The organism is Maribacter caenipelagi (genome assembly GCF_004364175.1).
Lineage (GTDB): Bacteria > Bacteroidota > Bacteroidia > Flavobacteriales > Flavobacteriaceae > Maribacter > Maribacter caenipelagi.
In genome coordinates this window covers 702,042-727,520 of sequence record NZ_SNZW01000011.1, presented here as the reverse complement: position 1 = coordinate 727,520, position 25,479 = coordinate 702,042, and the positions used below count along the sequence as shown (strand labels likewise).

Genomic DNA, 25,479 nt, shown 5'->3' with positions numbered 1-25,479 from the left:
AATTACTTTTGATAGGTGATCATGTAACAAATGCAACCTATATTAGTCTTATAAGCAACACTTACTATTTTCAATGGATATATTTTTACTAGTTCTAGGATTTCTTTTAATGCTTGTGGGCATTTTAGGAAGCTTTTTACCCGTTTTACCAGGACCACCGATCAGTTGGGTAGGTTTACTTTTACTGTATTCTACCAGTGCAATAGCAATGAATTGGACATTTTTGGGTATAACCCTTGCCATAGCACTACTTGTATTCGGGTTGGATTATGTGATCCCCGCAATGGGCACCAAAAAATTTGGCGGCACAAAAGCCGGTGTTATTGGCACCACGGTAGGGTTATTGGTTGCCTTGATATTTCCAATATTAGGTCCTTTCGGTATTATCATTTGGCCTTTCGTGGGTGCTTTAGTTGGAGAGTTATTAAATAAGGCGGACAAAAAAACCGCTACGAAAGCGGCTTTTGGTTCATTCTTAGGATTCTTAACAGGTACATTTTTGAAATTTATGGTCGCCATTGTTTATTTGGGACTCTTTATTTCAAAGGCTTGGGAGCACAGTAATGCCCTGTTCCCCTTTTTTAATTAGCATACGGTTATTCGGTAATCCATTCGGTTTTGGTCTCAATGGGCTCACGTTTGCCTTCACCTAATTCACCATCAAAATTACCCATATAGAAAAAGCCTAAACATTTTTCTCCTTCGGCTAAACTTAAGAACTCTCCCATGTGTTTTATGAGTCCCGGAGAAGACCAGTACGAACCTATTCCCATATCGGTACATTGCAACCACATGTTCTGTACAGCCATTGAAACAGCTGCTACCTCTTCCCACTCCGGCAACGATTCCTTTGGGTCTCTCTGCATACAAATAGCAATAATAGCACTTGCCATTTTCGGGTTTTCCTGTAATTTTTTAATCTTCATTGCCTTTGGCTTGGCGTCTAACTCCTCATACTTTTTAGCTAAGAAAGCACCAAGTCTGCCCTGTGCCTCACCTTGAATTACTTTAAATCGCCATGGCTCTGTACATTTATGGTTAGGTGCCCAGTTTGCGGCCTCTAATACCTTTTCAATATCTTCTTTTGCAATTGGTGTACCGTTATACTGTACCGGAAATACCGATCGTCTCTTCTTTATTATATTTAATATCATATTTTCGTTGTTCGTTGTTCGTTGTTCGTTGTTCGTTGTTCGTTTGTTCGCTGAACGCAATACGCCAAGCGCAGCACGCTCTCTTTTCTATTCCAAAATCAAAGTAAAATTAACGCTTCAAAAACTGATTCTATGTTAGATAAGTATTAAAACTTATCTTTTAAAAGTAATTCCATACAATTCTTAAGAACCGGATTTGTATGTTCCTTTTTCCAAATTACAGAAAGTTCGGCTCGCTGGGGAATATCTTTCAACTCCACAAACTTTATCCGCATTTGAAATCCGTTTTGTAAAGAAGTAGGCACGATTGCTATGCCCATATTATTTTCCACTAATTTAAAAATGGTATGGGCATGAACCGATTTGTGTGAGACTTTAGGTGTAAAACCAGCATCTTTACAAATACTGAGAATGGTATCATAGTACAACGGACTATACGCCTGACTAAAAAGAATAAAGTCCTCTTTAGCAAATCGTTCCATACCATCAAATTCCCTTGTCAACATTGGGTACCTTTCTGGTAAAACCAAAGAAAAGGTATCAGTCAAAACAGTTTTCATTTCTAGGGTACTTGGCACTCTAGATACTCGTACAAACCCCATATCTAATTGATCATTTAATACCGCATCTACTTGTGCAAAATTTGAAAGTTCTTCTAAAGACGTTTTTACTTTTGGGTATTTATCCTTTATATTCAGTAATAATTTAGGTATTACCTCTTGCATTGCAGAACCTAAAAACCCTATACGTAATTCGCCACTATTACCATCGCCAACCAATTTCAATTGCCGTTCAACCTTCTCTAAATGGTTGAAAATATATTCAACCTCCTTTTTTAAGTAGTACCCCGCAGGTGTTAAACCTACTTTTTTCTTATTACGCTCAAACAATTGCGTTTCTAGAATCTCTTCCATTTGCTTTATTTGCCTACTGAGGCCCGGTTGCGAAATAAACAGTTTTTCTGCAGCCTTTCTAAAATGTAAATCTTGCGCTACCGCTAGAAAATAGGTAAGATGACGTAATTCTATTTGATTACTCATAGTTATGAATTGATGATAAAATTGATATTACCAGGTATTAAAAATAGTCATTAGTTTTAATTTAAATATTGAAAGCAGAAAGCTATGAACGTACAGTCTTTTAAATTAGGTGAAGATTGGCTAACCGCGGGTAAAGCCATGCAGATTGTTAATGGTAATTTATCTACTGTACTGTCTGAAACTACAGAACAAAAAATAACCAAAAGCTGGAAAATTGTACAGAACATTGTAGAGAAAGGTAATCCTGTGTATGGCATCAACACGGGCTTTGGACCATTATGCACAACGAAAATATCTAAGTCAGAAACTAATATTTTACAGACCAATATACTTCAAAGTCACAGTGTAGGTGTTGGCGAACCTATAGCAAAAGATATCGCTAAATTGATGTTGATTCTCAAAGCACAATCGTTGGCAAAAGGCTATTCTGGTATTGCCCTTAACACCTTAAAGAGAATTATATGGCATATAGAGAACGATGCTATACCTGTAGTACCATCGCAAGGATCAGTAGGTGCATCAGGTGATTTGGCTCCGCTATCCCATTTGTTTTTACCGCTAATTGGTTTAGGTAAAGTAGAATATAAAAATGAAACGATTACGACCGAAGCTCTTTTCAAAAAAACAGGATTAGAATCAATTGCTCTTGGACCAAAAGAAGGTCTAGCATTAATAAACGGAACACAATTTATTGCTGCACACGCAGTAAAAGTAGTAGCACAACTTCATTCAATTTTAGCTCAGGCAGATGTTATTGGCGCTATGATGATAGAAGGTTTACAAGGTTCTGTAAAGCCATTTTATAACGAATTGCATGCGTTACGACCATTTAAAGGTAATGTGCATGTTGCAAAACGAGTAAAGAAATTATTAAAGGGGTCAGAAATAATGGAAGCCCATGTAGACTGCGAAAAAGTGCAAGACCCCTACTCCATTCGCTGTATACCACAAGTACATGGTGCTTCTAGAACTGCCTGGCTACACCTTAAAGAGTTATTAGAAGTTGAGCTGAACTCGGTAACTGACAATCCGGTAATTATCAATGAAGAACTGACCATTAGCGGTGGCAATTTTCACGGTCAGCCATTGGCAATGGCATTAGATTATGCCTGTTTAGCTGCATCCGAAATCGGTAATATTTCAGACCGTCGTATTTATTTATCCTTAGAAGGTAATAGCCCCGGTGTACCAAAATTACTCATGAACGATACCGGCATCAATTCCGGATACATGATCTTACAATATACTACCGCAGCACTGGCAAGTGAAAATAAAGGACTATGTTTTCCGTCAAGTGCAGATAGTATTCCTACTTCACTAGGTCAAGAAGATCATGTGAGTATGGGTTCTATTGGCGGCAGAAAAGCTTTACAGGTAATCGGCAATGTTGAGAAGATATTAGCAATTGAATTACTGACCGCTGCACAAGCTTTTGAATTTAGAAAACCTTTGAAATCGGGTATTTATTTAGACGAGGTACATAATGCCGTTCGTGAGCAGGTATCTTTTGCAAGTAAAGATCGTGTATTTGCAGATGATATTGAAAAGGGTATTGCCATGATAAAAGATCAAACAATACTAAAAGTTATAGACCGTGTACAAGCGGAACATAACATATCTTTAAAAACAAAACACTCAGAAGAGTTTGAAAACTACTAGTTGTATGAAAAAGAGAACACTTATAGGTCCGTTTAAACAAATTATACCCATGACCGAATTAGCATTGAAAGGTGCCCTTGTCGACGATGAGCTTAAGGTTATTACTGATGGCGGAATTGTAATAGAGAACGACCTGATTCTAGCGATAGGGAATTTTGAAAATTTAAAATTGAAATTCCCAGAAATAGCTATTCATCAACTAAAAGGAAATCATGTTTGTCTTCCAGGCTTTGTAGACGCCCATACCCACATTTGCTTTGGTGGATCCCGCGCTAAAGATTACGCCATGCGAAACGCAGGTAAAACATATTTAGAAATTGCGCAATCTGGTGGTGGTATTTGGGATACCGTTACCCAAACCAGAAAATCGAGCATAGAAGAATTAACCAAAAGTACTATAAAAAGGGCCAATCGTCATTTGAAAAACGGAACGACTACTATTGAGATTAAAAGTGGCTACGGACTAACAATTTCCGAAGAGCTGAAAATGCTTCGTGCTATTAAGAAAGCAGATAAAGAGGCGTTGCCAGAATTGATTTCTACTTGCCTTGCAGCTCATATGTTACCAAAAGATTTTGAAGGCTCAGAGAATGAATATTTAAAAATGATAGCTGAGGAGTTATTTCCTATACTTAAAGAAGAAAATCTAGCTCAACGTATTGATGCCTTTATTGAGCAAAGTGCTTTTTCTGCGGATGATATAAAAACGTATTTTTCAAAAGCAAGTGAGCTATATTTTGATATTACTGTGCACGCAGACCAATTTTCTGTGGGTGGCAGTAAAGTAGCTGTTGACTTTAATGCCATAAGTGCAGATCATTTAGAAGCAAGTTCCGATACAGAAATAAAGCTTTTGGCAAATAGTGATACCATTGCCGTTGCATTACCCGGAGCTTCCATAGGGTTAGGGTGCGATTTTACTCCTGCACGTAAATTATTAGATGCTGGCGCAGCACTTGCCATTGCCAGTGATCATAACCCAGGATCCGCACCAATGGGAGATTTACTGACCCAAGCCAGCATTCTGGGAACATTTGAAAAACTGACCAATGCCGAAGTTCTAGCTGGTATCACTTTTAGAGCTGCTGCTGCATTAAACCTATCAGATCGAGGAAAATTAGAAGCGGGACTTTTAGCTGATTTAGCGGTTTTTCATTCAGATAATTACCAAGATATTCTATACAACCAAGGAAATCTAAAACCATGTATGATTTGGAAAAATGGGGAGTTGGTTTTTGATAGACATAAATAGTTGGTTGTTGGTTGAACCTAAAAAATGTATGTCAGTTCGAGCGCAGTCGAGAACCCTTCAAACTACTAAAATATTAAAGATGGATTTTAAAGTACAGATACAGATGGGAATACCTACTGAATTACCGCCAAAGAAAGAGCGGTCTTCAGCGGTAAGTCACGCCCCAAACCGAAAGCAGATACTTTCTAAAGAAGAAAAGCAATTGGCGATTAGAAATGCCTTGCGTTATTTTCCGGCGGACTGGCATGCGGTATTGGCTCCTGAATTTGCGGAGGAATTACAGACGTATGGTAGAATTTATATGTATCGTTTTCAACCCTCTTATGATATGCATGCTCGTTCTATTTCAGATTATCCTGCACAGACTAGTCACGCTGCAGCCATCATGCTCATGATTCAGAATAATCTGGATCCTGCCGTTGCACAACATCCCCAAGAACTCATTACCTATGGTGGCAATGGTGCTGTATTTCAGAATTGGGCACAGTATCTATTGACCATGCAGTATTTGTCTGAAATGACCGACGAACAAACCTTACATATCTATTCCGGTCACCCAATGGGATTATTCCCGTCATCCAAAGAAGCACCAAGAGTTGTAGTCACAAACGGAATGATGATTCCGAATTACTCCAAACAAGACGATTGGGAAAAATTCAATGCGCTAGGCGTTACCCAATACGGTCAAATGACTGCAGGTTCTTATATGTACATTGGTCCGCAAGGCATTGTTCATGGTACAGCTATCACCGTAATGAATGCTTTTAGAAAGGTGTTGAATGCGGATGAAGATCCGGGTGGGAAAATATTCCTCACTGCCGGATTAGGAGGTATGAGCGGTGCGCAACCAAAAGCCGGTAACATTGCCGGATGTATTACCGTTTGTGCAGAAATAAATCCGCTTGCGGCAAAAAAAAGATTTGAACAAGGATGGGTAGATGAATTAATCGACGATATAGCCATTTTGGTTGCCAGAACAAAAGAAGCTAAATCTAAAAATGAAATCGTATCTCTAGCGTTTATTGGCAATGTGTTAGATGTATGGGAACGGTTTTATAAGGAAGATATTTTCATTCATCTAGGATCTGATCAAACCTCATTACACAACCCATGGGCAGGTGGTTATTACCCTGTTGGATTATCATTTGAAGAATCGAATACAATGATGAATCAGGATCCAGAATCTTTCAAAACAAGTGTTCAAGCATCTTTACGCAGACATGCAGATACTATTAATCAGCATACAGCAAAAGGCACTTATTTCTTTGATTATGGAAATGCCTTTTTATTGGAAGCTTCGAGAGCGGGTGCCGATGTAATGGCAGAAAACGAAATAGACTTTAAGTACCCTTCTTATGTGCAAGATATATTAGGACCTATGTGTTTCGACTATGGTTTCGGACCATTTCGTTGGGTATGCTCTTCAGGAAAAATAGAAGATTTACAAATGACGGATGCGATTGCATTACGAGTTTTAAAGGAAATTAAAAAAGATGCTCCGGCAAAAATTCAACAGCAACTATCAGATAATATAAAGTGGATAGCTGAAGCCGAGCAAAATAGATTGGTTGTAGGTTCAAAAGCTAGAATTTTATATGCCGATGCAGAAGGTAGGGCAAAAATTGCATTGGCGTTCAACGAAGCTATAGAAAATGGAGGGTTAAGTGATGCAATCATATTAGGTAGAGACCACCATGATGTAAGTGGTACAGATTCACCTTACAGAGAAACCAGTAACATTTATGACGGGAGTAAATTTACTGCAGATATGGCCATTCACAATGTTATTGGCGATAGTTTTAGAGGTGCAACTTGGGTATCAATACATAACGGTGGCGGAGTTGGCTGGGGCGAGGTTACTAATGGCGGATTCGGTATGGTATTAGACGGATCTGCAGATGCAGCGAGTAAACTAAAAAACATGTTATTCTATGATGTAAATAACGGTATAGCCAGGCGAAGCTGGGCAAGAAACCCAGAAGCAATGTTTGCGTTACAACGTGAAATGGAGCGAACCAAAACTTTAAAAGTTACCATGCCATCTATAGTCGAAGATAAACATCTAAAAGATTTATTCTAAAAATGTAAGATTAAGACTACTTTATCGTTTTAATAAAACGACAGATTCAAAATCGTAATATTTATCTGAATTTTTAAATAATATGTCAAATTATAAATTAGCGAACAAAGATAATTGGAAAGGACGTATTTCTGACCAACAGCTCTATCTGCACGAAAAAATATCATTTTCAAGCATTAAAGAGGCTTTACCTATTACGAACAATAAGACTATAGCATTATTAGGCTATAATAGTGACGAAGGTGTTAGAAGAAATTCTGGCAGAGTTGGTGCCGCAATAGGACCAGATGAAATTCGTAAGCAATTGGCGAAAATGCCAAATCATTTAAAAGATAATACCCGACTAATAGATTTTGGAAATTTAGAATGTAAAGATCAAGATTTAGAAGAGCAACAAATCGAATTTACTAAGGCCGTAAGCCATTTAATAAAAAATAGGGCAACACCAATACTTATTGGAGGCAGTCACGATTTGGCATATGCTCACTATAACGGATTACTAGAACATATAAAAACTAAAGAAAAAATAGGAATTATAAATTTCGATGCCCATTTTGATTTAAGGGCAAATACCAATGGAAATAATTCTGGCACTCCGTTTTACCAAATTGCCATGGATCATAACGAAAAAGGTCAGGCTATTAAATATATGGCTTTAGGTATTCGAAAAGATTCAAATACAAAAGAATTATTTGAATTTGCCGAGGCACATCAAATCAACTACCTTTTTCAGAAGTATTTTAATATGAACTACCTTGAGCATGTTCAATTAAGGATTATTCAATTTCTAGAAGATGTAGATTATGTGTATACTACCATAGACCTAGATGGTTTTTCTTCTGCTTACGCCCCAGGGGTAAGCTCCCCATCACCTATGGGCTTTTCTCCAGATATTGTAACAGAAAGTCTAAAATTAATTATCGAATCTGAAAAATTAGTAGGGTTTGATGTGGTTGAATTAAACCCTAACTATGATATTGATGACCAAACCGCAAAACTGGCAGCATCGTTGGTTCATTACGTAATTCATAAGCTTTAGGGTAAAAACAAAAAAAGCCTCCCTTAATGGAAAGCCTTTCATTGGGTTCTATCGATTAAATTCGATAAACACAATTGTCTCAAATTTCTTTGAGACACAACACAACGCTGTAAAGGTAATAAAGCTTTTTTAATAAAAAAACGGTCTGTTCATTTCTTGTAACAACTATAGCCTTCCTGAATATTACAGAGCCTCTTCAGCTTTGAACATCTTATAGATATGCTGTTTCTCTTTTAGGGTAAATTGTTTCTCTTCAAACCAGTCATGAATCTTAATTTTTTCATTTTCTATCTGGGCATTTCTAATCGCTTTTAAAGAAACAATATGCCAATGAGCTCCCTTATTTCTAGAAACCGAATACCCTACATCTTCCATAATGTAAGATTGTTTAGGTCTATTAATAAGTCGTACTCCGTTTTTTAAAACCGCAAGAGTTTCGGTAAGTCGAACAACTTCAGAGAAAGAATATCTGGCAAAATCGTTAAAACCGTTCTGCTCTACATTATATAATTTATCACCAATATTAAGGGTATCCATAACTTCAAAAAGCTGCAAATTTAAAAGGCAAAGCTTGTTCTTAAAATTTTTAGCGGGTATAGTTATTCACAAAATAAAAAGGATAAGAAAAATTGCGTTAAGTTATTACGCCATACCCTTCATGGTCAACAAAGTAGTTGCCCAAACAATAAGAGAAGATAAAAATATACCTATGGTATTAGCCAAGAAGGCTTTCTTTCTTTCAATCTTAAAAAGGTAGCTCGCAATACTCCCCGCATACACACCAGTACCAGGCACAGGTAACATCACGAAAAATATGAGTCCGTAAAATCCGTATTTTTTAATTTGATCTCCAGAACCTGTTTTTGCTCTTCTGGCTACAAATAGGGCATTCTTTTTATAAAAATGCCATCTAAGTAAATACCTATTTACGGTGTTTAGAAAAAACATCATAATAGGAAACACCAAAACATTGGCTAAAAAACAAACTACAAATACTACGTAAATATTACCTCCTTGTAGAAGACCGTAGGGTATACCAACTTTAGCCTCTCCTAATGGGGAGATACTCCAAAGTGCTGCTATAAGTATATCTTTCAACAATTCTGTTTTTTTAAGCGAATGCAAAACTACGTTGTTCTTGAAAAATTTTATGCCATTTAAATCATAAATATTGCCAATTGGTCAATTATACAGGTGAATGACCATAAATTATGTAGCGTCGACTTTAAGGATTTAAAAAATCAAAGAATATGCTTCTATTGTATATACCTAAGACCATAATTATTTGTTATTTTTAATAGCTCACAACAACTAATTTCAACGCTTACCAACACATGAATAAAAACAACTCTAGAAGGTCGTTTATAAAACGAGCCTCGCTTTCCTCTGCCGCATTAAGCGCAACACCTTTTTTATTATCAGCTACAAAAAACGAAACTCAACTATTACAAAGAGCGTATTCTTTTCAAGAGTTTGGAGTAAATGACAAAATTAATATTGCCCTAATAGGCACAGGTATTCAAGGTATTTACGACACACAAGCTGCCTTACAAGTTGATGGCATAAAATTAGTTGCCGCATGTGATTTGTATACAGGCAGACTTGATCGAGCAAAAGAGCTTTGGGGACAAGACATTTTTGTAACAAGAGATTACCGCGAAGTTTTAAATAGAAAAGATGTCGATGCCGTATTAGTTGCGACTCCAGACCATTGGCACCAGACCATTACAATAGCCGCATTAAAAGCGGGCAAGCATGTGTATTGCGAGAAGCCAATGGTTCAAAACTTTAATGAAGGGCAAGAAATTATTAAAGCACAACAAGATTCAGGTAAAATATGTCAAATCGGTAGTCAAGGGATGTCATCGCTGGGTAATGAAAAAGCAAAAGAGCTTTATGAAGATGGTGCTATCGGAGATATTGTGATGTTAGACATGTATAATGATCGATATTCTGCGGAAGGTGCTTGGCAATATCCAATACCTACCGATGCCAATTCTAAAACCGTTGACTTTGACACTTTTTTGGGGAGCGCACCAAAAGTACCTTTTGATACAAATCGATTTTTTAGATGGAGAAACTATCAAGATTATGGTACCGGTGTTGCCGGAGATTTATTTGTTCATGCGTTCTCTACCTTAAACTACGTGATAAGTTCAGACGGACCGAACAGGGCTATGGCAACAGGCGGACTCCGCTATTGGAAAGATGGCAGAGATGTGCCCGATGTTTCTATAACACTTTATGATTACCCAAAAACGGAAACACATGCACCGTTTAATGCTGCATTTCGCATTAACTTCATTGCTGGTAGTGGCGGTGGTGGCGGATTTAAATTAATTGGTACCGAAGGCGAGATGGAAATAGGTCAGAATTCTGTTACCGTAAATCGCTCTAAATTGGGTATGGAACCTAGCGGATATTCAATGATATCATTTACCGAAGATATGCAAGCCAAAATAAGAGATGAATATGCTGCAAAAAAATTAGATACTAGAGCAAGTAATTTAGCTACTGGTACAACTACCTGGAAAGCATCAAGAGATTATAAAGGTGCGCATTACGATCATTTTTATAATTTCTTTTCGAGTATAAGAAATAATGGCAACGTAATACAAGATCCAAAGTTTGGATTAAGGGCAGCAGGTGCGGCGCTTTTGGCAAATAAGAGTTATTCGAGAAAACAGCCAGTAGACTGGAATCCGACCGAAATGAAATTATTATAGCTAATCATCCTCTACCTCAACGAATTGAATATGGCGTTCCAAGTTCTCTTCTATTGAAATAAAAGATTCTATACCACGTATACCTGAAATACTAAGAATTTCATCTTGATACACTTGTTTGTAGTGAAAACTATCTCTAGCATGCATTTTTATAAAGATATCGTACTTACCAGTTACGTGGTGTATTTTTACCACCTCTTCAATATCGTTCAATCGTTTCATTACCTTTTTGAACAAGCTAATTTCGCTCAAGAAGATTCCCAAGAAAATAGTCATCTTCCAACCCATTTTAGCATAGTCAAGACTTAAGGTCGCACCAGTAATTAAACCCATTTCTCTCATCTTGCGCATTCGCATGTGGACCGTACCCGGAGATACAATTAATTTTTTGGCAACATCAGTATATGGAGTCTGAGCATTTTCTGCCAAAATATTTAAAATACTAAAATCTACTTGGTCTAATTTATTCCTCATCTGTGCTAATCGTTTTAAGTCACCTTTTTCAATAAAATCTAAATTTTCATTAAACTATTATATGTATTTAACCCATTTTAACAAATTTAATTTATAGTTATGTAATTTTTAGTAATAATACGGCAATAAAAAAGCCAATAAATGAGGTATTGTTTATTTTCTGCTAATCAAATTACAAATAGCACAAAAAGCACTTTACTAAGCAATAATATCAGATAGTCAGATTTTTAATTTTAAAGAGCTATAAACTTGAATTATCAACATTTTTTAATCAAAAAATTACTGATAACTCAAAATACAACCTCATAACACCTTTAAAATCAATAGCTCAAGCATAAGAGCTATTTTTATTTTGCTATAACAATTTATAATATTGTCTAAGTCATTTAATCACCTAATAACATGGTTTTCTGACTGGTAAAGTATCCGGAACTTTTCTTTTACGCATAATGTATTCCCCTTGTAATTTTCTTGTTAACCACAAGATTATTTATTAGGTAGATACATCATTGAGCAACAACTAAACTCACATGATTATGAAGAAAATTCTAACATTATCCTTCCTATTACTACACACATTTATTGTAGTTCAAGCACAGGAAATTACAATTAACGGTAAAGTATCAGATGCACAAGGTCCCTTGCCCGGCGTTAACGTTATGGTCAAAGGAACCACTAAAGGCGTCATTACAGATTTTGATGGACTTTACTCTATTACAGCGGATAGTGACGCCACTTTAGTATACTCCTTTATAGGGTATGCCAAACTAGAAATACCCGTAAATAGTAAAACAACGATTAATGCCATTCTTGAAGAATCTGCACAACAATTAACAGAAACCATAGTGATAGGTTCAAGAGGGCAAGCAAGAACAAAATTACAGACTGCAGCTCCTGTAGATGTTATAAGCGTAAGTAAACAGGCCATTAACATGCCACAATTGGATGTTGGTCAATTACTTGTTGCTTCCGCACCATCGTTTACGGCTGTTAGATCGCAAGGGGGTGACCTTAGTGCTTCGGTTACACCTCCTTCTTTAAGAGGTTTGGGTCCCAATCAGTTATTGGTTCTAGTAAATGGCAAAAGACGCCATAGTGGAGCACAATTAATAAGTTCGGCAACAGGTGGATCTGCAAATTCAGTTGATATGGATTTCATTTCCTTAGATGCCATAGACCGTGTGGAAGTTTTACGGGACGGTGCCTCAGCACAATATGGTTCTGACGCTATTGCAGGGGTAATTAATATAGTTACCAGAAAAGGCACGGACAAATTCACAACAAACTACACTGCCGGGTTTTATACCAATTCCAATCCAGATATCAGTGATTCCAATATTAGTCAATCTGACCAAGATTTACTTAACGATACGGACGGAGCAGATGGTATAACACATCAACTTGGAATCAATTATGGAACCTCCTTGGAAAACGGAGGATATCTTAACGTTGCAGGAACCTATCGTCAAAATGAAGCAGCAATTCGCCCAAATATTAGCGGTGCTACTCCTTACGGAGACTCTTATCTAAATAATGAAAGAACAGATGCGCAGGGTAACCCTATAATAACCAATCCTGAATTATTGGCCGCACAAACAGCTGGAGATGCTGCACTTGCCGCAGAATTACAGACAGATGCAGGACTACTTGCTGCACGTGGCCTTACTGCGAGAGATATATCAACCTTTGCAGGTTTATCACCAAGTGTATTGGGCGTAGTTTCTTATGATTTAGAAATACCACTTTCTGAAATGTCTGAAAGCAGTTTTTATTCCTTTGGTGATTTTGGGTATAAATCCGGTCAACTATTTGGATGTTTTTATCGTAGATCAGCACAAACCGATCGTTTCAATTATGACCTGTATCCTAACGGTTTTAGGCCACAAATGACCAATGATCAAACCAATTTGGCTTTTACAGGTGGTATTAAAGGAAAAGTAGGTGAATGGGATTTTGATTTCAGCAATACCTTTGGCACCAATACTCAAAGACTTGGACAATTTAATACGTTTAACGCCAGTTTACAATCTGCTTCACCAACAGAAATAGATTTGGGTACGCACAAATTTACACAGAACACAACCAACTTTGACCTTTCTAGATACTATCCAGATTTTTTATCTGGCCTTAACATAGCAATTGGAGGAGAATTTAGAATTGAGAACTATATTATAGAAAGAGGACAGGAAGAAAGTTACGCTGCAGGCGATGCAGGTGTTATTACCGCAACAGAAGACAATCAACAACTTATTGGACCAGATGGTTTTCCTTTAGAAGGTTTGGACGGCAGTCCAATTGTTGATGCTAATGGAGATGCTCTTGTACTACCTTATGGTGGTGTTAGCTCCTACCCTGTACTACAATACAGTCCAAATTGTCAATGTTTTAGAGGTTTTGCACCTGAGAACGAGGCAAATGAGTTTCGCTCGGTTACTGGACTTTATCTAGATCTGGAATTAGATGTTACAGACAAATGGTTTGTAAGTGGTGCTTTACGTACAGAACAATACTCGGATTTTGGCGGGGTTTTTACCGGAAAAATTGCTACTCGTTATTCTATTACAGATAATTTATCAGTTAGAGGATCGATAAGTAATGGTTTTAGAGCACCATCATTACAAGAATTGAATTACTCACATACATTTACCTTTTTTGTAGATCTAGAACCGTTTGACGGAACACTATACCCAAATAGTAGTCAAGTCGCAAAAACTATTGGTATTCAGCAGTTACAGGAAGAAAGATCTACCAACATTGGTTTAGGAATTACCGCAAAACTTTTTAATAAGTTAGACCTTAGTATTGATGCCTTTCAAATCGATATTAAAGACCGCTTGTTCAGTACTGGTAACTTCAGTGCAGGTAATGCCCCAGCTTTAGAGCCACTTATAGGTGCCGGTTTGGCAAGTTTTAGAATAAACGGTGGTGATATCAGCACAAAAGGTATAGAAATAGTAGCTAACTATAGTGAAAGAGTTGGTGAAGGAATGTTGAATCTAAACGTATCCGGATTGCTATCAGACAGAACTTTTGAAGGTGCCAACGTTCCTGACTTGAATACTGTTTTGACCGATCAAGAACTTGAAGACCTTTATATTGACCGTGCCGTAATAGGTGCCTATGAGCAAGGTGTTCCAAATACACAATTTATAGCTTCTGCAACCTATAGCATAGGAAAATGGTCTGGAATGCTAAGAGGTAACTATTTTGGGGAAATCGCCAGAATAGATGATGGAATTGGCACCTTGACCGATGCTAACTTTCCAAATGTTGGGGAACAAGGTTATTCAGATCAAACATTTTCGGCTCAGGTTACCTCTGATTTAGGGATTACATATAAGGCTTCTGAGAACTTGGCTTTTACCCTTACAGGACAAAATATTTTCAATAATTATCCCGATTTATATCGATCAGAAGAAAGAGGTTTTTACCTATACGGTAATGCACAACAAGGATCTCTAGGGGCTTTTTATTCAGTAAGGGCTACACTAAGCTTCTAATTGATGTTTAATATTAAAAAATAAGAAAATGATAAAGACATATATAAAAAAGTTAAGTGTATTAACTATGATCTTAATAACATTCGGGTCGTGCGATTTAGAGCGGCTAGATTCAGCTCAAGAGGCAGCCGAAGGTGGTGGCACCTTAGATACTTTTACAGCCTATACCATAGATTCTACAGACCCAATGGGATCCAATGTTTTTGGAAGAATCGTATTCTGGAAGACCGATTTAGAGCAAACATTGGTACAGATATCAATGTACAATACCATAGAGGACACCTTTCACCCAGCAGTGATTATTGATGGAGCCGTTGGCGTTGGTACTTCGGTTTTAACAACGTTGGATGATGTAGACGGAACTACTGGAGAACTTACTGAAAACAAGTTCTTTCTTATTACGGACACATCGTTCTACGACAGTTTAGAAACACTAGACGCACATGTTAGCATTGCATTGAGCACAGTCGATAACACTGTTGTTGCCGAAGGAAATATAGGTGCCAATGCTACGCCGGTAGATTCAAACTAGAAATTTTTTAACTTAAATATAGCACAGTATGAAAACAAATGTAAACAGAAGAGATTGGCTTAAAAGAGGTGTTCTTACCGCAGCAGGCGTAATGGCAGCTCCTTATCTGACCTATGGGGCTTTCCCGTCGCAACCTATTACGGTAGATGCAAAAGGAAACATCCCTTACACTCCGTTTTTTAAAGAGTATTTACCATATGCACCAACGCAACCTCTAGAGCTTGCAGCAAAACTGAATGCTAACGAAAACCCATACGGACCATCTCCAATGGCAGTTTCTGCAATGCAAGAGTATGCACCGAAAGGAAACCGTTATGCTTGGAAAGAGTTGTATCAGTTAATGGATAAAATTGCGGTTGAAGAAGGTGTCAAGCAAGAGAATATTATGATGGGTCCTGGTTCATCTGACTTATTAGAAAAAACGGCCATGGTCTTCTTTCAAAATGGCGGTAATATCGTTTCTGCAGACCCAGCATATATGTCATTGATCAAGGTAGCAGAAGCTACAGGTGCAACTTGGAAGCCAGTACCTCTTAAAAAAGATTGGTCTCACGATCTAGCAGCAATGGAAGCAGCAGTTGATGATGACACAAAATTGGTTTACATCTGTAACCCGAATAACCCAACGGGTAGTATGACGGACCATGCAGAGCTGATAGATTTCTGTTCTCGCGTATCTGAAAAGACTCCGATTTTTGTAGATGAGGCCTATTTAGGCTTTTTAGACGATGCTGCTAAAAAGAGTATGGTATCACTTATCAACGAAGGTAAAAACGTAATCATTGCCCGTACATTCTCTAAAATTCAAGGTATGGCAGGTTTACGTGTTGGTTATATAGTAGCACAAACAGAAACTCTAGATATTATTCAAAAAATTACACGTGGTGGTATGGGCATTTCATTACCATCTGTTTATGCAGCCATGGCCAGCATGGAAGATGTAGCTTTTAAAGATAAATCTAGAAAACTGAATAAAGTATGTAGGGAATATGTGTATGAAAATCTTGATAGATTAGGTTTCGAATATGTGCCATCTTCTACAAGTTTTATCATATTTCCAATTGAAATGGACGGTAAACCTTTCTTAGAAAAAATGACCGCCGAAGGTGTTGGTGTACGAGCTTTTGAAATCTATGGTAAAAACTGGTGCCGAGTAAGCATGGGTACTATGGACGAGATGAAGTTATTTACAGCTGCCCTTGAAAAAGTGCTAGTTTAAGTTTGAATTAGTCCAGGAGTTGGAAGATTGGATAATTGCCTTGACACAAAAATCCTGAATTCAACTCCTTCGGACTATTCATAATTCATCTATCTACTCAAATCAAATCACTCGAAAAATGAATTTTGCTCTACAAAAAACCCTCGAATTAATACTAATAATTGGTCTAGGTGTACTTCTACAGAAGAAGGTAGCCAAGCAAGATTTAAAAGGTGTTAAAGTGCTTATTTTAAGTGTAGCCTTACCAGCGACTATATTCGTAGCACTCTTAAAAATAGAGCTTAACGGTACCTTGTTAGTTTTTCCGTTAGCTGCCTTAACTTTTAATCTTCTCATGTTATTGGCAACCAAATATTTCTTGGCAGCATCTTTACATAAAGAAGAGAAAAGTAAAAAACGGACCTTGATGATGCTTTTACCATCTACTGCACCCGGTCTTTCATGCTTTCCATTTATTGTAGCTTACCTAGGTGATGATACCTTGGCACTGGCCGCACTTGCAGATATTGGAAACAAAATATTTGTTCTTATACTTTTATACATGCTAGCCATGCATTGGTATAGAAAGAACTCGGTCATAGAAAAACAAGAGTCTTCTTCGGCTAAATTAAAAGGGTTATTTATTTCTCTAATCAATGAACCTATAAACATAGTTATAGTAGTAGGTTTAGTTATGTTGGGCTTTGGATTGGATTTGTCATCATTACCAACATTTTTTCAAAACACAGCTTTGAGTATTAAAGATTTAATGACGCCGTTAGTACTATTATTTATTGGTATGGCGGTTAGAATCAATAAAGGAGAGTTTAAGTTGATAATTTCTATGTTGTTTCGTAGAATGGGACTAGCTTTTTTATTGAGCGGTCTTTTTGCCTATGCAATACCCGCTTTAACTCCGGCTATGATTTTACTATTAGTGGTATTTCCACAAAGTGCCTGTAGCTTTTGGCCATTTGCACACATGAGTGCCATACAGTCTATGGAAGAGAAAGACGAACAGCCAAACCCAACTTTTGATGTCAACTTCGGTCTGAATATATTAGCATGTTCGCTACCATTTTCAACACTATTAATTATAGGCATTTTCTCTTTTAGCGATTACTTTATAAATCCGGTTAGTTTACTGGGGTTAGGAGCTGTCATTCTTGCCATTTCATTTGCACCAGATATCTTTAAATCTACTAGTTTTAGAGCTGACCGCGACCGTAAAATTTCTCATAAAAAGATGAAAAAGAAATCTAAAATGTCAATTGCGAAGGGCAACTATAAAGATGAAAAAACTTTGAATGAAGCCAAAGCAAGCTAAATTCTAATACGTTTCTTTCATCCATTTATAAGGTGTTCTTTTCATCCAAAGACCTCGAGTAAAATCAGGAAAATCTTGAGGCTCGCCATTATTCGCAATAGAAACTTCTGAAAGTGGCGTAACCGCACTCCATGCTGCTGCGTCGTAAGCATCTAATGGCGGAGCGATATTCTGTTTTGCCGATTCTACGAAAGAATTCAACACAAAAAAGTCCATACCACCGTGACCAGCATTCAGGGCATATTCTCCATATTTTTTCCATAGGGGATGGTCATACTCATCTAACCATGGCTGTGCTTCATCCCATTGATGTGGTTCAGATTTTCCTTCTACATAAATTCGGCTACCGTCTACTTCCCAGAGTCCGTTTGCACCTTGCGCACGAAATCCCAAAGAATAAGGTCTTGGCAAATTACAATCATGGGTAATGATGATAGTTTCTCCATTGGCTGTATTGATAGTAGAGGTAATTACATCACCCTGCTTAAAGTTCACTTTTGCATTAGGGTGTTGTTCACCACCTTCCTTCACTATATAATTATGCAACCCAATACCTTTTGATGCATGCGAGGTCATTGACATAAAACGATTACCACGGTTAATATCTGCCATTACCGCAATGGGTCCCAATCCATGTGTAGGGTATACGTCTGCATTACGTTTCACCGAATGTTCGGTACGCCATTTAGACTCCGATATTCCTTTCTCACCAAACTCCACCCCTTTTCCATAAGCCGTTTTACCATCATTGAATTTTACATGTCGCAAATCATGTTGATAGCCACATCTATAATGTACCATTTCGCCAAATACATTTTGCTTTACCATATTTAGAACTGCCAAAACATCTCTACGATAATTCACGTTTTCTAAAATCATCATATGTGTACCTGTGCGTTCATGGGTATTCACCAAATCCCAACATTCTTCTAAGGTATTAGAGGCAGATACTTCTACACCTGCAAATTTACCAGCTTCCATTGCGTCAACAGTCATACGCGTATGACACAACCAGGGTGTCGCTATAATTACAGCGTCAACATCTGGCAATGCCAAAAGATTTTTATAATCAAGATCATTTGCTGCGAAAACCTTTGGTGCTTTACCCTTAGCATCGGCAATATGCTTCTTTGCAATGGTTATTCTTTCAGTATCAACATCGCAAATAGCGGTAACATTCACATCTTTTCTCAGTAGTAAATTCTGCAAATGGTTTGTTCCTCTCAAGCCTACACCTATTAAACCCACATTAAGTTTATCGGCGGCACTAAAACTATTATTCGCAAAACCTGGTACTGCAAATAGGCCCATACCTGCCAATGATGTATTCCTAATAAAATTTCTTCTTGATGCCATGCGATGTAAATTTTATGAACTCTGAATTTATAAAAAGTTACCGACCCATATTAACTTATCATCAATTATAATGATGTTACAACCAATAATTTGTATGAATTTTAATCACATTCGCTATTTTTACGCCGTAAATACAGAAAATTATGACATTACTTTTAATGGCTGCCGGTAGCGGTAGTAGATATGGAAAGCTTAAACAATTTGATGATTTAGGACCAAATGGTGAGTTTTTAATGGAGTTTGCCATTTATGACGCCATCCAAAATAATTTTGAACAAATTGTAGTTATCACCAAAAAAGAAAACGTTTCTTTTTTAGAAGAGCATCTGTCAACAAGAATACCAAGTACTATTAAATTAAATGTTCTTGCCCAAGAACTTACAGATTTACCTGATGGCGTTACATTCACAGGTGAACGTAAAAAACCATGGGGTACCGCCCATGCGGTTTGGACAGCAAGAAAAGTAATCGACGGACCATTTGTGGTTATTAATGCAGATGATTTTTACGGACAATCTGCTTACAAAAAAGCTGCCGATTTCATGAAATCTGACGATAGCGCATATGCTCTTTTAGGTTACACATTAAAAGACACTTTATCTGAGCACGGATCAGTTTCTAGAGGTGTTTGTGAAGTAAACGGTGATAATCTGGTTTCTGTACAAGAGAGACTTAAACTTGTACAAAAAGAGAACAGCATTGTCGATGAAGACACGAACCTAGAATTTACCGGTGACGAACAAGCTAGTATGAATTTTTGGGTATGTAGACCTTCTATTTTTGATAAAATAGAATCAGAATTCAGAATTTTCTTGAAAGATGAAGATCGTATTGCAAATAGCGAATTGTACATACCTTTAATGATACAAGAAATGCTTCAAGCAAATGAGATCAAAGTAAAATGTATACCTTCTGGCGGAGACTGGTTTGGGGTTACGTATGCAAGTGATAAAGAAAAAGCTATGAATAGCTTAAAAGAAAAATCGGAATCAGGTAAATACCCTGCTCCTATTTGGAAATAAGATGTTCATCCTATTAAAACAAGACCCATTAGATATTCATTTGATGGGTTTTTATTTGCTTCAAAATGATGTAAACTAAAAAGAGTCCGATCTTAACAGACCGGACTCTTTTACGAGAACACTATATGAAAATGAAAAAATTTTAATTCGTTTTTTATTACATTATAAATGTACAGGTAAGGTTAATTATTAAAAACAAATTGATGTCAACCGCTTATTTTTTGTTGTCAGATGGTCTATTTTTGTTGTGAACTGAATTTATAGCTATGAAAATTAGAATAAAAGGTGATTCTGTTAGGTTTCGACTAACCCAATCAGAAGTAAAATCGCTCTCTACAAATGGAGAGATTTACGACAGTACTAATTTTGTAGGTCAAGTATTCAGTTACGGAGTTATTCTAAAGAGTCATGCTGATCAATTACGAATTAGCTTTGAGAACAATCGAATTATTTTAGAAATGCCAGAAACTACAGGTAAGGTTTGGTTTGAAAATGATATCATCACCTATGACCACACTTTGAAAACAACGTCTGGCAACGAACTCTACTTACTTTTAGAAAAAGATTTTACCTGTCTTGACAATACTATTGAAGATCAATCTGACAATTACCCAAACCCTAAGTTGAGTTAAAACCAATTCAAATTCATCATTTTCAAGGTAGTTTTAATAAATTTGATTGCGGTCGTTACTTTTACATTTACTAAGTTTAGCGTATGGATGCAAAAACCGAACGCAACGTCTCATTTAGAGGATCAGAAGAATTTCTTGACATAGAATTAAAAGACCCGATTACAAATGCCGCCGGATATTTAGGTGTACGCGAAGCACTTAAGCATACCTTTAAAGAAATGGGCGTTTTGCGATCCATGCGCACATTATTGAGCATGAATCAAAAAGACGGTTTTGATTGCCCTAGTTGTGCATGGCCAGACCCAGAACATCCGTCACCAGTAGCCGAATATTGCGAAAATGGAGCAAAAGCCTTGGGTGATGAAGCTACTACAGAAAAAATTGATGCAAGTTTCTTTCAAAAAAATTCAGTTGAAGAATTATCTCAACTAACCGATTACGAACTAAACAAATTCGGGCGTTTAGTAGAACCCTTGATTTTAAAACCAGGTAGCGTTCATTACGAACCAATTTCTTGGCAAGATGCTTTTGATTTAATCGCCTCGGAACTAAAAAAATTAAACAATCCAGACGAGGCAATTTTCTATACCTCTGGTAGATCAAGTAACGAAGCTGCATTCTTATATGGTATGTTTGCCCGTGCTATAGGTACCAATAACTTACCCGACTGCTCTAACATGTGCCATGAAAGTAGTGGTGTCGCATTAGGCGAAACATTGGGCATAGGTAAAGGGTCAACAACCTTAGAGGATCTTTACGAAGCAGAGGTTATATTGATAGCTGGTCAAAACCCAGGTACCAATCACCCGAGAATGTTATCGGCATTAGAAAAATGTAAGCAGAATGGAGGTAAGGTGATCAGTATAAATCCGCTTGAGGAATCAGGATTGGTCAATTTTAAAAATCCGCAGCATATTGGCGGATGGATTGGTGGCGGCGAAGACATGGCAGATATTCATTTACCGGTCAACATTAATCAAGACATCCCTTTAGTAAAATTGATACTGAAGAAATTAGTTGCATTAGAAGAAGAATCGAAGAATGTTTTTGACCATGAGTTCATAGAAAAATATACAAACGGTTATGAGTCTTTGATTTCTGACCTCAAAAATTATTCTTCAGAAGAACTTCTGGCACAAACTGGCGTATCAGAAGATAAAATTAATGAAACGGTATCGTTATTAGCGAACAAATCTAAAATTATCGTGTGCTGGGCAATGGGGCTCACACAACACAAGAACGGGGTAGAGAATATTAGAGAATTCATTAATCTCCTTTTACTTAAAGGAGCTATAGGAAAACCAAATGCCGGTACCTGCCCAGTACGTGGCCATAGTAATGTACAAGGTGATCGCAGTGTTGGTATTCAGCATTTTGTTGATAAGGCGATGAACGAACGTATTAAAGAGCACTTAGGCTTCAACCCACCAGAACATGAAGGCGTTGATGTTGTAGGCACGTTAAAAGCTATGTACGAAGGCAAAGCAAAAGTATTCATGTGCCTTGGTGGTAATTTTTTAATGGCGGCTTCTGATACTGAATATACGGCTAAGGGTATTCAAAACTGCGACCTTACAGTACAGGTAAGCACCAAATTGAACAGAACACATTTAATTACCGGTAAAACAGCTCTAATTCTGCCAACCATAGGCAGATCTGAAAAAGATATGAAAGACGGTAAACCTCGCCATTTTACGGTAGAAAATAGTATGGGTCGTGTAAAACGCTCTAAAGGGATTTTGAAACCAGCTTCTGACACTATAATGAGCGAGCCTGAGATTATTGCGAACATGGGTCATGCCTTTTTCGGGGAAGGTCATTCTATGAACTGGAAATCGCTGGGTAATGATTACGAACTGATCAGAACACAGATAGATCAAGTAGCAAAAGGTTTTAGCAAAACTGAAGAACGTTCTGTATGCGCAGGCTACTATTTACCAAATAATGTACGTGATTTAGATTTTAGTATGTTACCAAATGGAAAAGCACAATTTTCTATAAATAAATTACCAGAGCACAAGCTGGCAAAAGATGAATACATGTTGATGACCATACGTTCTCATGATCAATTCAACACCACTATTTATGGTCTTAATGATCGGTATAGAGGTGTATACAATGCGAGACGGGTAATTTTCATGAATATTAATGACATGAAAGCCATCGGACTCAAAAAATTCGATGTTGTAGATATTACCAGTACTTATGATGAACAAATTAGAACTGCTCATAACTTTAAGATAGTACCGTACAATATACCGTCAGGAAATTTGGGATCCTATTTTCCTGAAACTAATGTACTGGTACCTTTTAATCATTTTGCTGACCGTAGTAAAACACCTATTAGCAAGTCAGTTAAGGTAAGATTAGTAAAGAAATAGTTAACTAATATTTTACTGACATTCAATTACTTAACAATCTAGTAACTCAAAAATAAGTTAGCAGTAACCTTGTTATAATCTTATTTTTAGAATCTTTACGGTCATAAGTTTCAGTGCATGAAATCTATTGAATTGACCGTTTTCTCAAATTCCCTTCTTGCATATTATGCCAAGTTGGAGGTCAATCTACCCCTATTTCGTATTTCAAAATTTTCAGGTAAGAAACCTCCAATCATTTTATGAAAAAAAGACCAGTTGACATTGTAGTCATTTCTGATGTACATTTAGGAACATACGGCTGCCACGCTAAAGAGCTTTTAAAATATATGAAATCTATAAAGCCGAAAGAAGTAATTCTGAATGGTGACATTGTTGATATTTGGCAATTTAGCAAACGTTATTTTCCTAAATCTCACATGAAGGTTATTAAACTCTTATTAGAGTGGGTTGCTAAAGGCATACCGGTACATTACGTAACAGGTAATCATGATGAACTATTACGTAAGTTTTCTGGCAATAACATGGGTTCGTTAAGCATTGTCAATAAAATGGTAATTCCGCTTGAAAATAAAAAAGCATGGATTTTTCATGGTGATGTTTTTGATGTAACCATGCAACATTCTAAATGGGTTGCAAAACTTGGCGCCAAGGGGTATGATTTTTTAATACTACTGAACAGAGCAATTAACTTCATTAGCAAGAAAATGGGGAAAGGACCCATTTCTATGTCTAAAAAAATAAAGAACGGTGTAAAATCTGCCGTTAAATTTATTAATGACTTTGAAGAAATTGCCGCAGCTATCGCTATTGAAAATGGATATGACTACGTGATATGCGGACATATTCACCAACCAGAAATTCGTAAAATAAAGACGGATAAAGGTGAAGTTACCTATTTAAATTCGGGTGACTGGATTGAAAATTTAACCGCACTTGAATACCATAAAGGCAGCTGGAAACTATACTCCTATTTAGAAGATCAACTAGTCATTGACCATAAGGAAGATATTAAAGAGGAAACTTTTGTTTTAGAAAAGGCTGAGCTTTTTCAAAGTCTGTTAGAAGAATTTAGAATTAGTGGAATGACACAGCAGAGTAAATGAGAGTATTATACGCAATACAAGGTACCGGAAACGGTCATTTAAGCAGAGCACGAGACGTCATCCCAGCCCTTTTGAAACACAACATTTCTTTAGATATTTTGGTAAGCGGCATACAAGCCGATATTAAGCTGCCTTACCCTGTAAAATATCAATTAAAAGGGCTAAGTTTCATTTTCGGCAAAAAGGGTGGTGTTGATGTTTGGAAAACCTATTACAGGTCAAACTCCATGCGCTTACAAAAAGAAATCAAAAGCATACCTGTAGAAGATTACGACCTTATCATAAATGATTTTGAACCTGTTACTGCATGGGCGTGTAAGTTAAAAAATAAACCCTGTTACAGTTTTAGTCACCAAGCTGCCGTATTATCTGCCAAAGCGCCAAAACCCAAGAAAACAGACAGAATGGGCAAATGGATCTTAAATAACTACGCACCAACCAGTCAACAACTCGGACTTCATTTTAAATCTTACGAACCTAACATTTACACGCCTATAATAAGGGACGATATACGAACGGCAACAATTTCTAACGGTGAGCACTATACGGTTTATCTTCCCTCCTACAGTGATGAAAAATTGCTGAAGTTTTTAAGCAAGATGAAGAATACCAATTGGGAAGTTTTCTCTAAGCACAACACATATGCATATTTCAACAAAAACATTCATATAAAACCGATTACCAATGATGCTTTTGTAAAAAGTATGTCTTCTAGTAAAGGTGTATTATGCGGAGCCGGTTTTGAGGCTCCTGCAGAAAGTCTTTACATGCAAAAGAAATTGCTTGTCGTCCCCATGAAAGGGCAGTATGAACAGCAATGTAATGCAGCGACCTTAGCAGAAATGGGAGTTCCTGTAATCAAATCACTTAAGAACAAACATCTAGACAAAGTGAAACATTGGCTAGAGACAGATACTATTGTCGATGTAGATTATCCAGATATTACAGATATGATCGTTTCAAAACTTCTTGAAGAGTCTTTAGTAATCCGCTAAAAAATCCCC

At 37.1% G+C, this 25,479-nt stretch carries 21 protein-coding genes; 15 read left to right on the top strand and 6 right to left on the bottom strand.

The genetic code is table 11. From position 1 onward, the window contains the following. The first annotated feature begins 73 nt into the window (after positions 1–73). Complete coding sequence (locus DFQ03_RS03955) at positions 74–589, top strand: DUF456 domain-containing protein (RefSeq protein ID WP_116770239.1); 516 nt, start codon at positions 74–76, stop codon at positions 587–589. A gap of 7 nt (positions 590–596) precedes the next feature. Here DFQ03_RS03955 and DFQ03_RS03950 read toward each other — a convergent pair whose 3' ends face one another. After that, positions 597–1,154: a nitroreductase family protein gene (locus DFQ03_RS03950; RefSeq protein WP_133671703.1), complete on the bottom strand. Its 558-nt coding sequence runs from the start codon at positions 1,152–1,154 to the stop codon at positions 597–599. Between the two features lie 146 nt (positions 1,155–1,300). Next, the gene (locus tag DFQ03_RS03945; RefSeq protein WP_133671702.1) at positions 1,301–2,194 is read right to left on the bottom strand and encodes a LysR family transcriptional regulator; all 894 of its coding nucleotides are present in this window, start codon (positions 2,192–2,194) and stop codon (positions 1,301–1,303) included. 84 nt (positions 2,195–2,278) lie between these two features. Between DFQ03_RS03945 and hutH the strand changes: the two genes are divergently transcribed. The 4 genes from hutH (at position 2,279) to hutG (ending at position 8,224) form a co-directional block, all read left to right on the top strand. Continuing rightward, complete coding sequence (hutH, locus tag DFQ03_RS03940; RefSeq protein WP_133671701.1) at positions 2,279–3,853, top strand: histidine ammonia-lyase; 1,575 nt, start codon at positions 2,279–2,281, stop codon at positions 3,851–3,853. A 4-nt stretch (positions 3,854–3,857) separates the two neighbouring features. Then, positions 3,858–5,105, top strand: coding sequence for an imidazolonepropionase (gene hutI / locus DFQ03_RS03935; protein WP_133671700.1), 1,248 nt, complete (start codon positions 3,858–3,860; stop codon positions 5,103–5,105). 79 nt (positions 5,106–5,184) lie between these two features. Then, a complete protein-coding gene (locus tag DFQ03_RS03930; protein WP_133671699.1) occupies positions 5,185–7,185 on the top strand; it encodes a urocanate hydratase in 2,001 nt (666 codons plus the stop codon). 82 nt (positions 7,186–7,267) lie between these two features. Then, on the top strand, positions 7,268–8,224 hold the full coding sequence (gene hutG / locus DFQ03_RS03925; protein WP_133671698.1) for a formimidoylglutamase: 957 nt from the start codon (positions 7,268–7,270) through the stop codon (positions 8,222–8,224). Positions 8,225–8,407: 183 nt separating this feature from the next. Here the strand turns inward: hutG and DFQ03_RS03920 are convergent, their stop codons facing one another. Together DFQ03_RS03920 and DFQ03_RS03915 are read right to left on the bottom strand one after the other, a co-directional pair. Further along, entirely contained in the window at positions 8,408–8,761 is a 354-nt protein-coding gene (locus DFQ03_RS03920) for a pyruvate kinase (RefSeq protein ID WP_133671697.1), read from the bottom strand. Between the two features lie 105 nt (positions 8,762–8,866). Then, positions 8,867–9,325 carry a COG2426 family protein gene (locus DFQ03_RS03915; protein WP_133671696.1) on the bottom strand — a complete coding sequence of 153 codons (459 nt, stop codon included), beginning with the start codon at positions 9,323–9,325 and terminating at the stop codon, positions 8,867–8,869. Between the two features lie 233 nt (positions 9,326–9,558). Here DFQ03_RS03915 and DFQ03_RS03910 point away from each other — a divergent pair, with 233 nt between their 5' ends. After that, positions 9,559–10,950 (top strand): Gfo/Idh/MocA family protein, encoded by a 1,392-nt coding sequence (locus DFQ03_RS03910; RefSeq protein WP_133671695.1) that lies wholly within the window; start codon positions 9,559–9,561, stop codon positions 10,948–10,950. Here the strand turns inward: DFQ03_RS03910 and DFQ03_RS03905 are convergent, their stop codons facing one another. After that, positions 10,951–11,424, bottom strand: a complete 474-nt coding sequence (locus tag DFQ03_RS03905) for an Lrp/AsnC family transcriptional regulator (protein WP_133671694.1) — start codon at positions 11,422–11,424, stop codon at positions 10,951–10,953. Between the two features lie 536 nt (positions 11,425–11,960). On the opposite strand from DFQ03_RS03905, the gene DFQ03_RS03900 reads away from it, so the two are divergent. From DFQ03_RS03900 to DFQ03_RS03885, 4 genes are all read left to right on the top strand, one after another. Then, positions 11,961–14,924, top strand: a complete 2,964-nt coding sequence (locus tag DFQ03_RS03900) for a TonB-dependent receptor (protein ID WP_166637429.1) — start codon at positions 11,961–11,963, stop codon at positions 14,922–14,924. Positions 14,925–14,952: 28 nt separating this feature from the next. Further along, entirely contained in the window at positions 14,953–15,456 is a 504-nt protein-coding gene (locus DFQ03_RS03895) for a hypothetical protein (protein WP_133671692.1), read from the top strand. 28 nt (positions 15,457–15,484) lie between these two features. Then, positions 15,485–16,675 (top strand): pyridoxal phosphate-dependent aminotransferase, encoded by a 1,191-nt coding sequence (locus DFQ03_RS03890; RefSeq protein ID WP_133671691.1) that lies wholly within the window; start codon positions 15,485–15,487, stop codon positions 16,673–16,675. 118 nt (positions 16,676–16,793) lie between these two features. Beyond that, positions 16,794–17,981, top strand: coding sequence for an AEC family transporter (locus tag DFQ03_RS03885; protein WP_208295884.1), 1,188 nt, complete (start codon positions 16,794–16,796; stop codon positions 17,979–17,981). Between the two features lie 3 nt (positions 17,982–17,984). Here DFQ03_RS03885 and DFQ03_RS03880 read toward each other — a convergent pair whose 3' ends face one another. Beyond that, positions 17,985–19,337 (bottom strand): Gfo/Idh/MocA family protein, encoded by a 1,353-nt coding sequence (locus DFQ03_RS03880; protein ID WP_133671690.1) that lies wholly within the window; start codon positions 19,335–19,337, stop codon positions 17,985–17,987. Positions 19,338–19,480: 143 nt separating this feature from the next. Here DFQ03_RS03880 and DFQ03_RS03875 point away from each other — a divergent pair, with 143 nt between their 5' ends. From DFQ03_RS03875 to DFQ03_RS03855, 5 genes are all read left to right on the top strand, one after another. Then, positions 19,481–20,359, top strand: coding sequence for a nucleotidyltransferase family protein (locus DFQ03_RS03875; RefSeq protein ID WP_243834412.1), 879 nt, complete (start codon positions 19,481–19,483; stop codon positions 20,357–20,359). Between the two features lie 266 nt (positions 20,360–20,625). After that, complete coding sequence (locus tag DFQ03_RS03870; protein WP_133671689.1) at positions 20,626–20,991, top strand: DUF7009 family protein; 366 nt, start codon at positions 20,626–20,628, stop codon at positions 20,989–20,991. Positions 20,992–21,074: 83 nt separating this feature from the next. Further along, on the top strand, positions 21,075–23,372 hold the full coding sequence (locus DFQ03_RS03865; protein WP_133671688.1) for an FdhF/YdeP family oxidoreductase: 2,298 nt from the start codon (positions 21,075–21,077) through the stop codon (positions 23,370–23,372). 239 nt (positions 23,373–23,611) lie between these two features. Continuing rightward, entirely contained in the window at positions 23,612–24,475 is an 864-nt protein-coding gene (locus tag DFQ03_RS03860; RefSeq protein ID WP_133671687.1) for a UDP-2,3-diacylglucosamine diphosphatase, read from the top strand. Further along, positions 24,472–25,470: a glycosyltransferase family protein gene (locus DFQ03_RS03855; RefSeq protein ID WP_133671686.1), complete on the top strand. Its 999-nt coding sequence runs from the start codon at positions 24,472–24,474 to the stop codon at positions 25,468–25,470. The genes DFQ03_RS03860 and DFQ03_RS03855 overlap by 4 nt, the downstream gene beginning before the upstream one ends. Positions 25,471–25,479: the final 9 nt, after the last annotated feature.

What these genes read in the sequence shown, in the direction of transcription:
- DFQ03_RS03870 (WP_133671689.1), top strand. Translation starts at nt 20,626, where the DNA reads ATGAAAATTAGAATAAAAGGTGATTCTGTTAGGTTTCGACTAACCCAA.
- DFQ03_RS03945 (WP_133671702.1), bottom strand. Translation starts at nt 2,194, where the DNA reads ATGAGTAATCAAATAGAATTACGTCATCTTACCTATTTTCTAGCGGTA.
- DFQ03_RS03890 (WP_133671691.1), top strand. Translation starts at nt 15,485, where the DNA reads ATGAAAACAAATGTAAACAGAAGAGATTGGCTTAAAAGAGGTGTTCTT.
- DFQ03_RS03885 (WP_208295884.1), top strand. Translation starts at nt 16,794, where the DNA reads ATGAATTTTGCTCTACAAAAAACCCTCGAATTAATACTAATAATTGGT.
- DFQ03_RS03880 (WP_133671690.1), bottom strand. Translation starts at nt 19,337, where the DNA reads ATGGCATCAAGAAGAAATTTTATTAGGAATACATCATTGGCAGGTATG.
- DFQ03_RS03865 (WP_133671688.1), top strand. Translation starts at nt 21,075, where the DNA reads ATGGATGCAAAAACCGAACGCAACGTCTCATTTAGAGGATCAGAAGAA.
- DFQ03_RS03900 (WP_166637429.1), top strand. Translation starts at nt 11,961, where the DNA reads ATGAAGAAAATTCTAACATTATCCTTCCTATTACTACACACATTTATT.
- DFQ03_RS03950 (WP_133671703.1), bottom strand. Translation starts at nt 1,154, where the DNA reads ATGATATTAAATATAATAAAGAAGAGACGATCGGTATTTCCGGTACAG.
- DFQ03_RS03920 (WP_133671697.1), bottom strand. Translation starts at nt 8,761, where the DNA reads ATGGATACCCTTAATATTGGTGATAAATTATATAATGTAGAGCAGAAC.
- hutG (WP_133671698.1), top strand. Translation starts at nt 7,268, where the DNA reads ATGTCAAATTATAAATTAGCGAACAAAGATAATTGGAAAGGACGTATT.
- DFQ03_RS03955 (WP_116770239.1), top strand. Translation starts at nt 74, where the DNA reads ATGGATATATTTTTACTAGTTCTAGGATTTCTTTTAATGCTTGTGGGC.
- DFQ03_RS03910 (WP_133671695.1), top strand. Translation starts at nt 9,559, where the DNA reads ATGAATAAAAACAACTCTAGAAGGTCGTTTATAAAACGAGCCTCGCTT.
- hutI (WP_133671700.1), top strand. Translation starts at nt 3,858, where the DNA reads ATGAAAAAGAGAACACTTATAGGTCCGTTTAAACAAATTATACCCATG.
- DFQ03_RS03860 (WP_133671687.1), top strand. Translation starts at nt 23,612, where the DNA reads ATGAAAAAAAGACCAGTTGACATTGTAGTCATTTCTGATGTACATTTA.
- DFQ03_RS03895 (WP_133671692.1), top strand. Translation starts at nt 14,953, where the DNA reads ATGATAAAGACATATATAAAAAAGTTAAGTGTATTAACTATGATCTTA.
- DFQ03_RS03855 (WP_133671686.1), top strand. Translation starts at nt 24,472, where the DNA reads ATGAGAGTATTATACGCAATACAAGGTACCGGAAACGGTCATTTAAGC.
- DFQ03_RS03875 (WP_243834412.1), top strand. Translation starts at nt 19,481, where the DNA reads ATGACATTACTTTTAATGGCTGCCGGTAGCGGTAGTAGATATGGAAAG.
- hutH (WP_133671701.1), top strand. Translation starts at nt 2,279, where the DNA reads ATGAACGTACAGTCTTTTAAATTAGGTGAAGATTGGCTAACCGCGGGT.
- DFQ03_RS03905 (WP_133671694.1), bottom strand. Translation starts at nt 11,424, where the DNA reads ATGAGGAATAAATTAGACCAAGTAGATTTTAGTATTTTAAATATTTTG.
- DFQ03_RS03930 (WP_133671699.1), top strand. Translation starts at nt 5,185, where the DNA reads ATGGATTTTAAAGTACAGATACAGATGGGAATACCTACTGAATTACCG.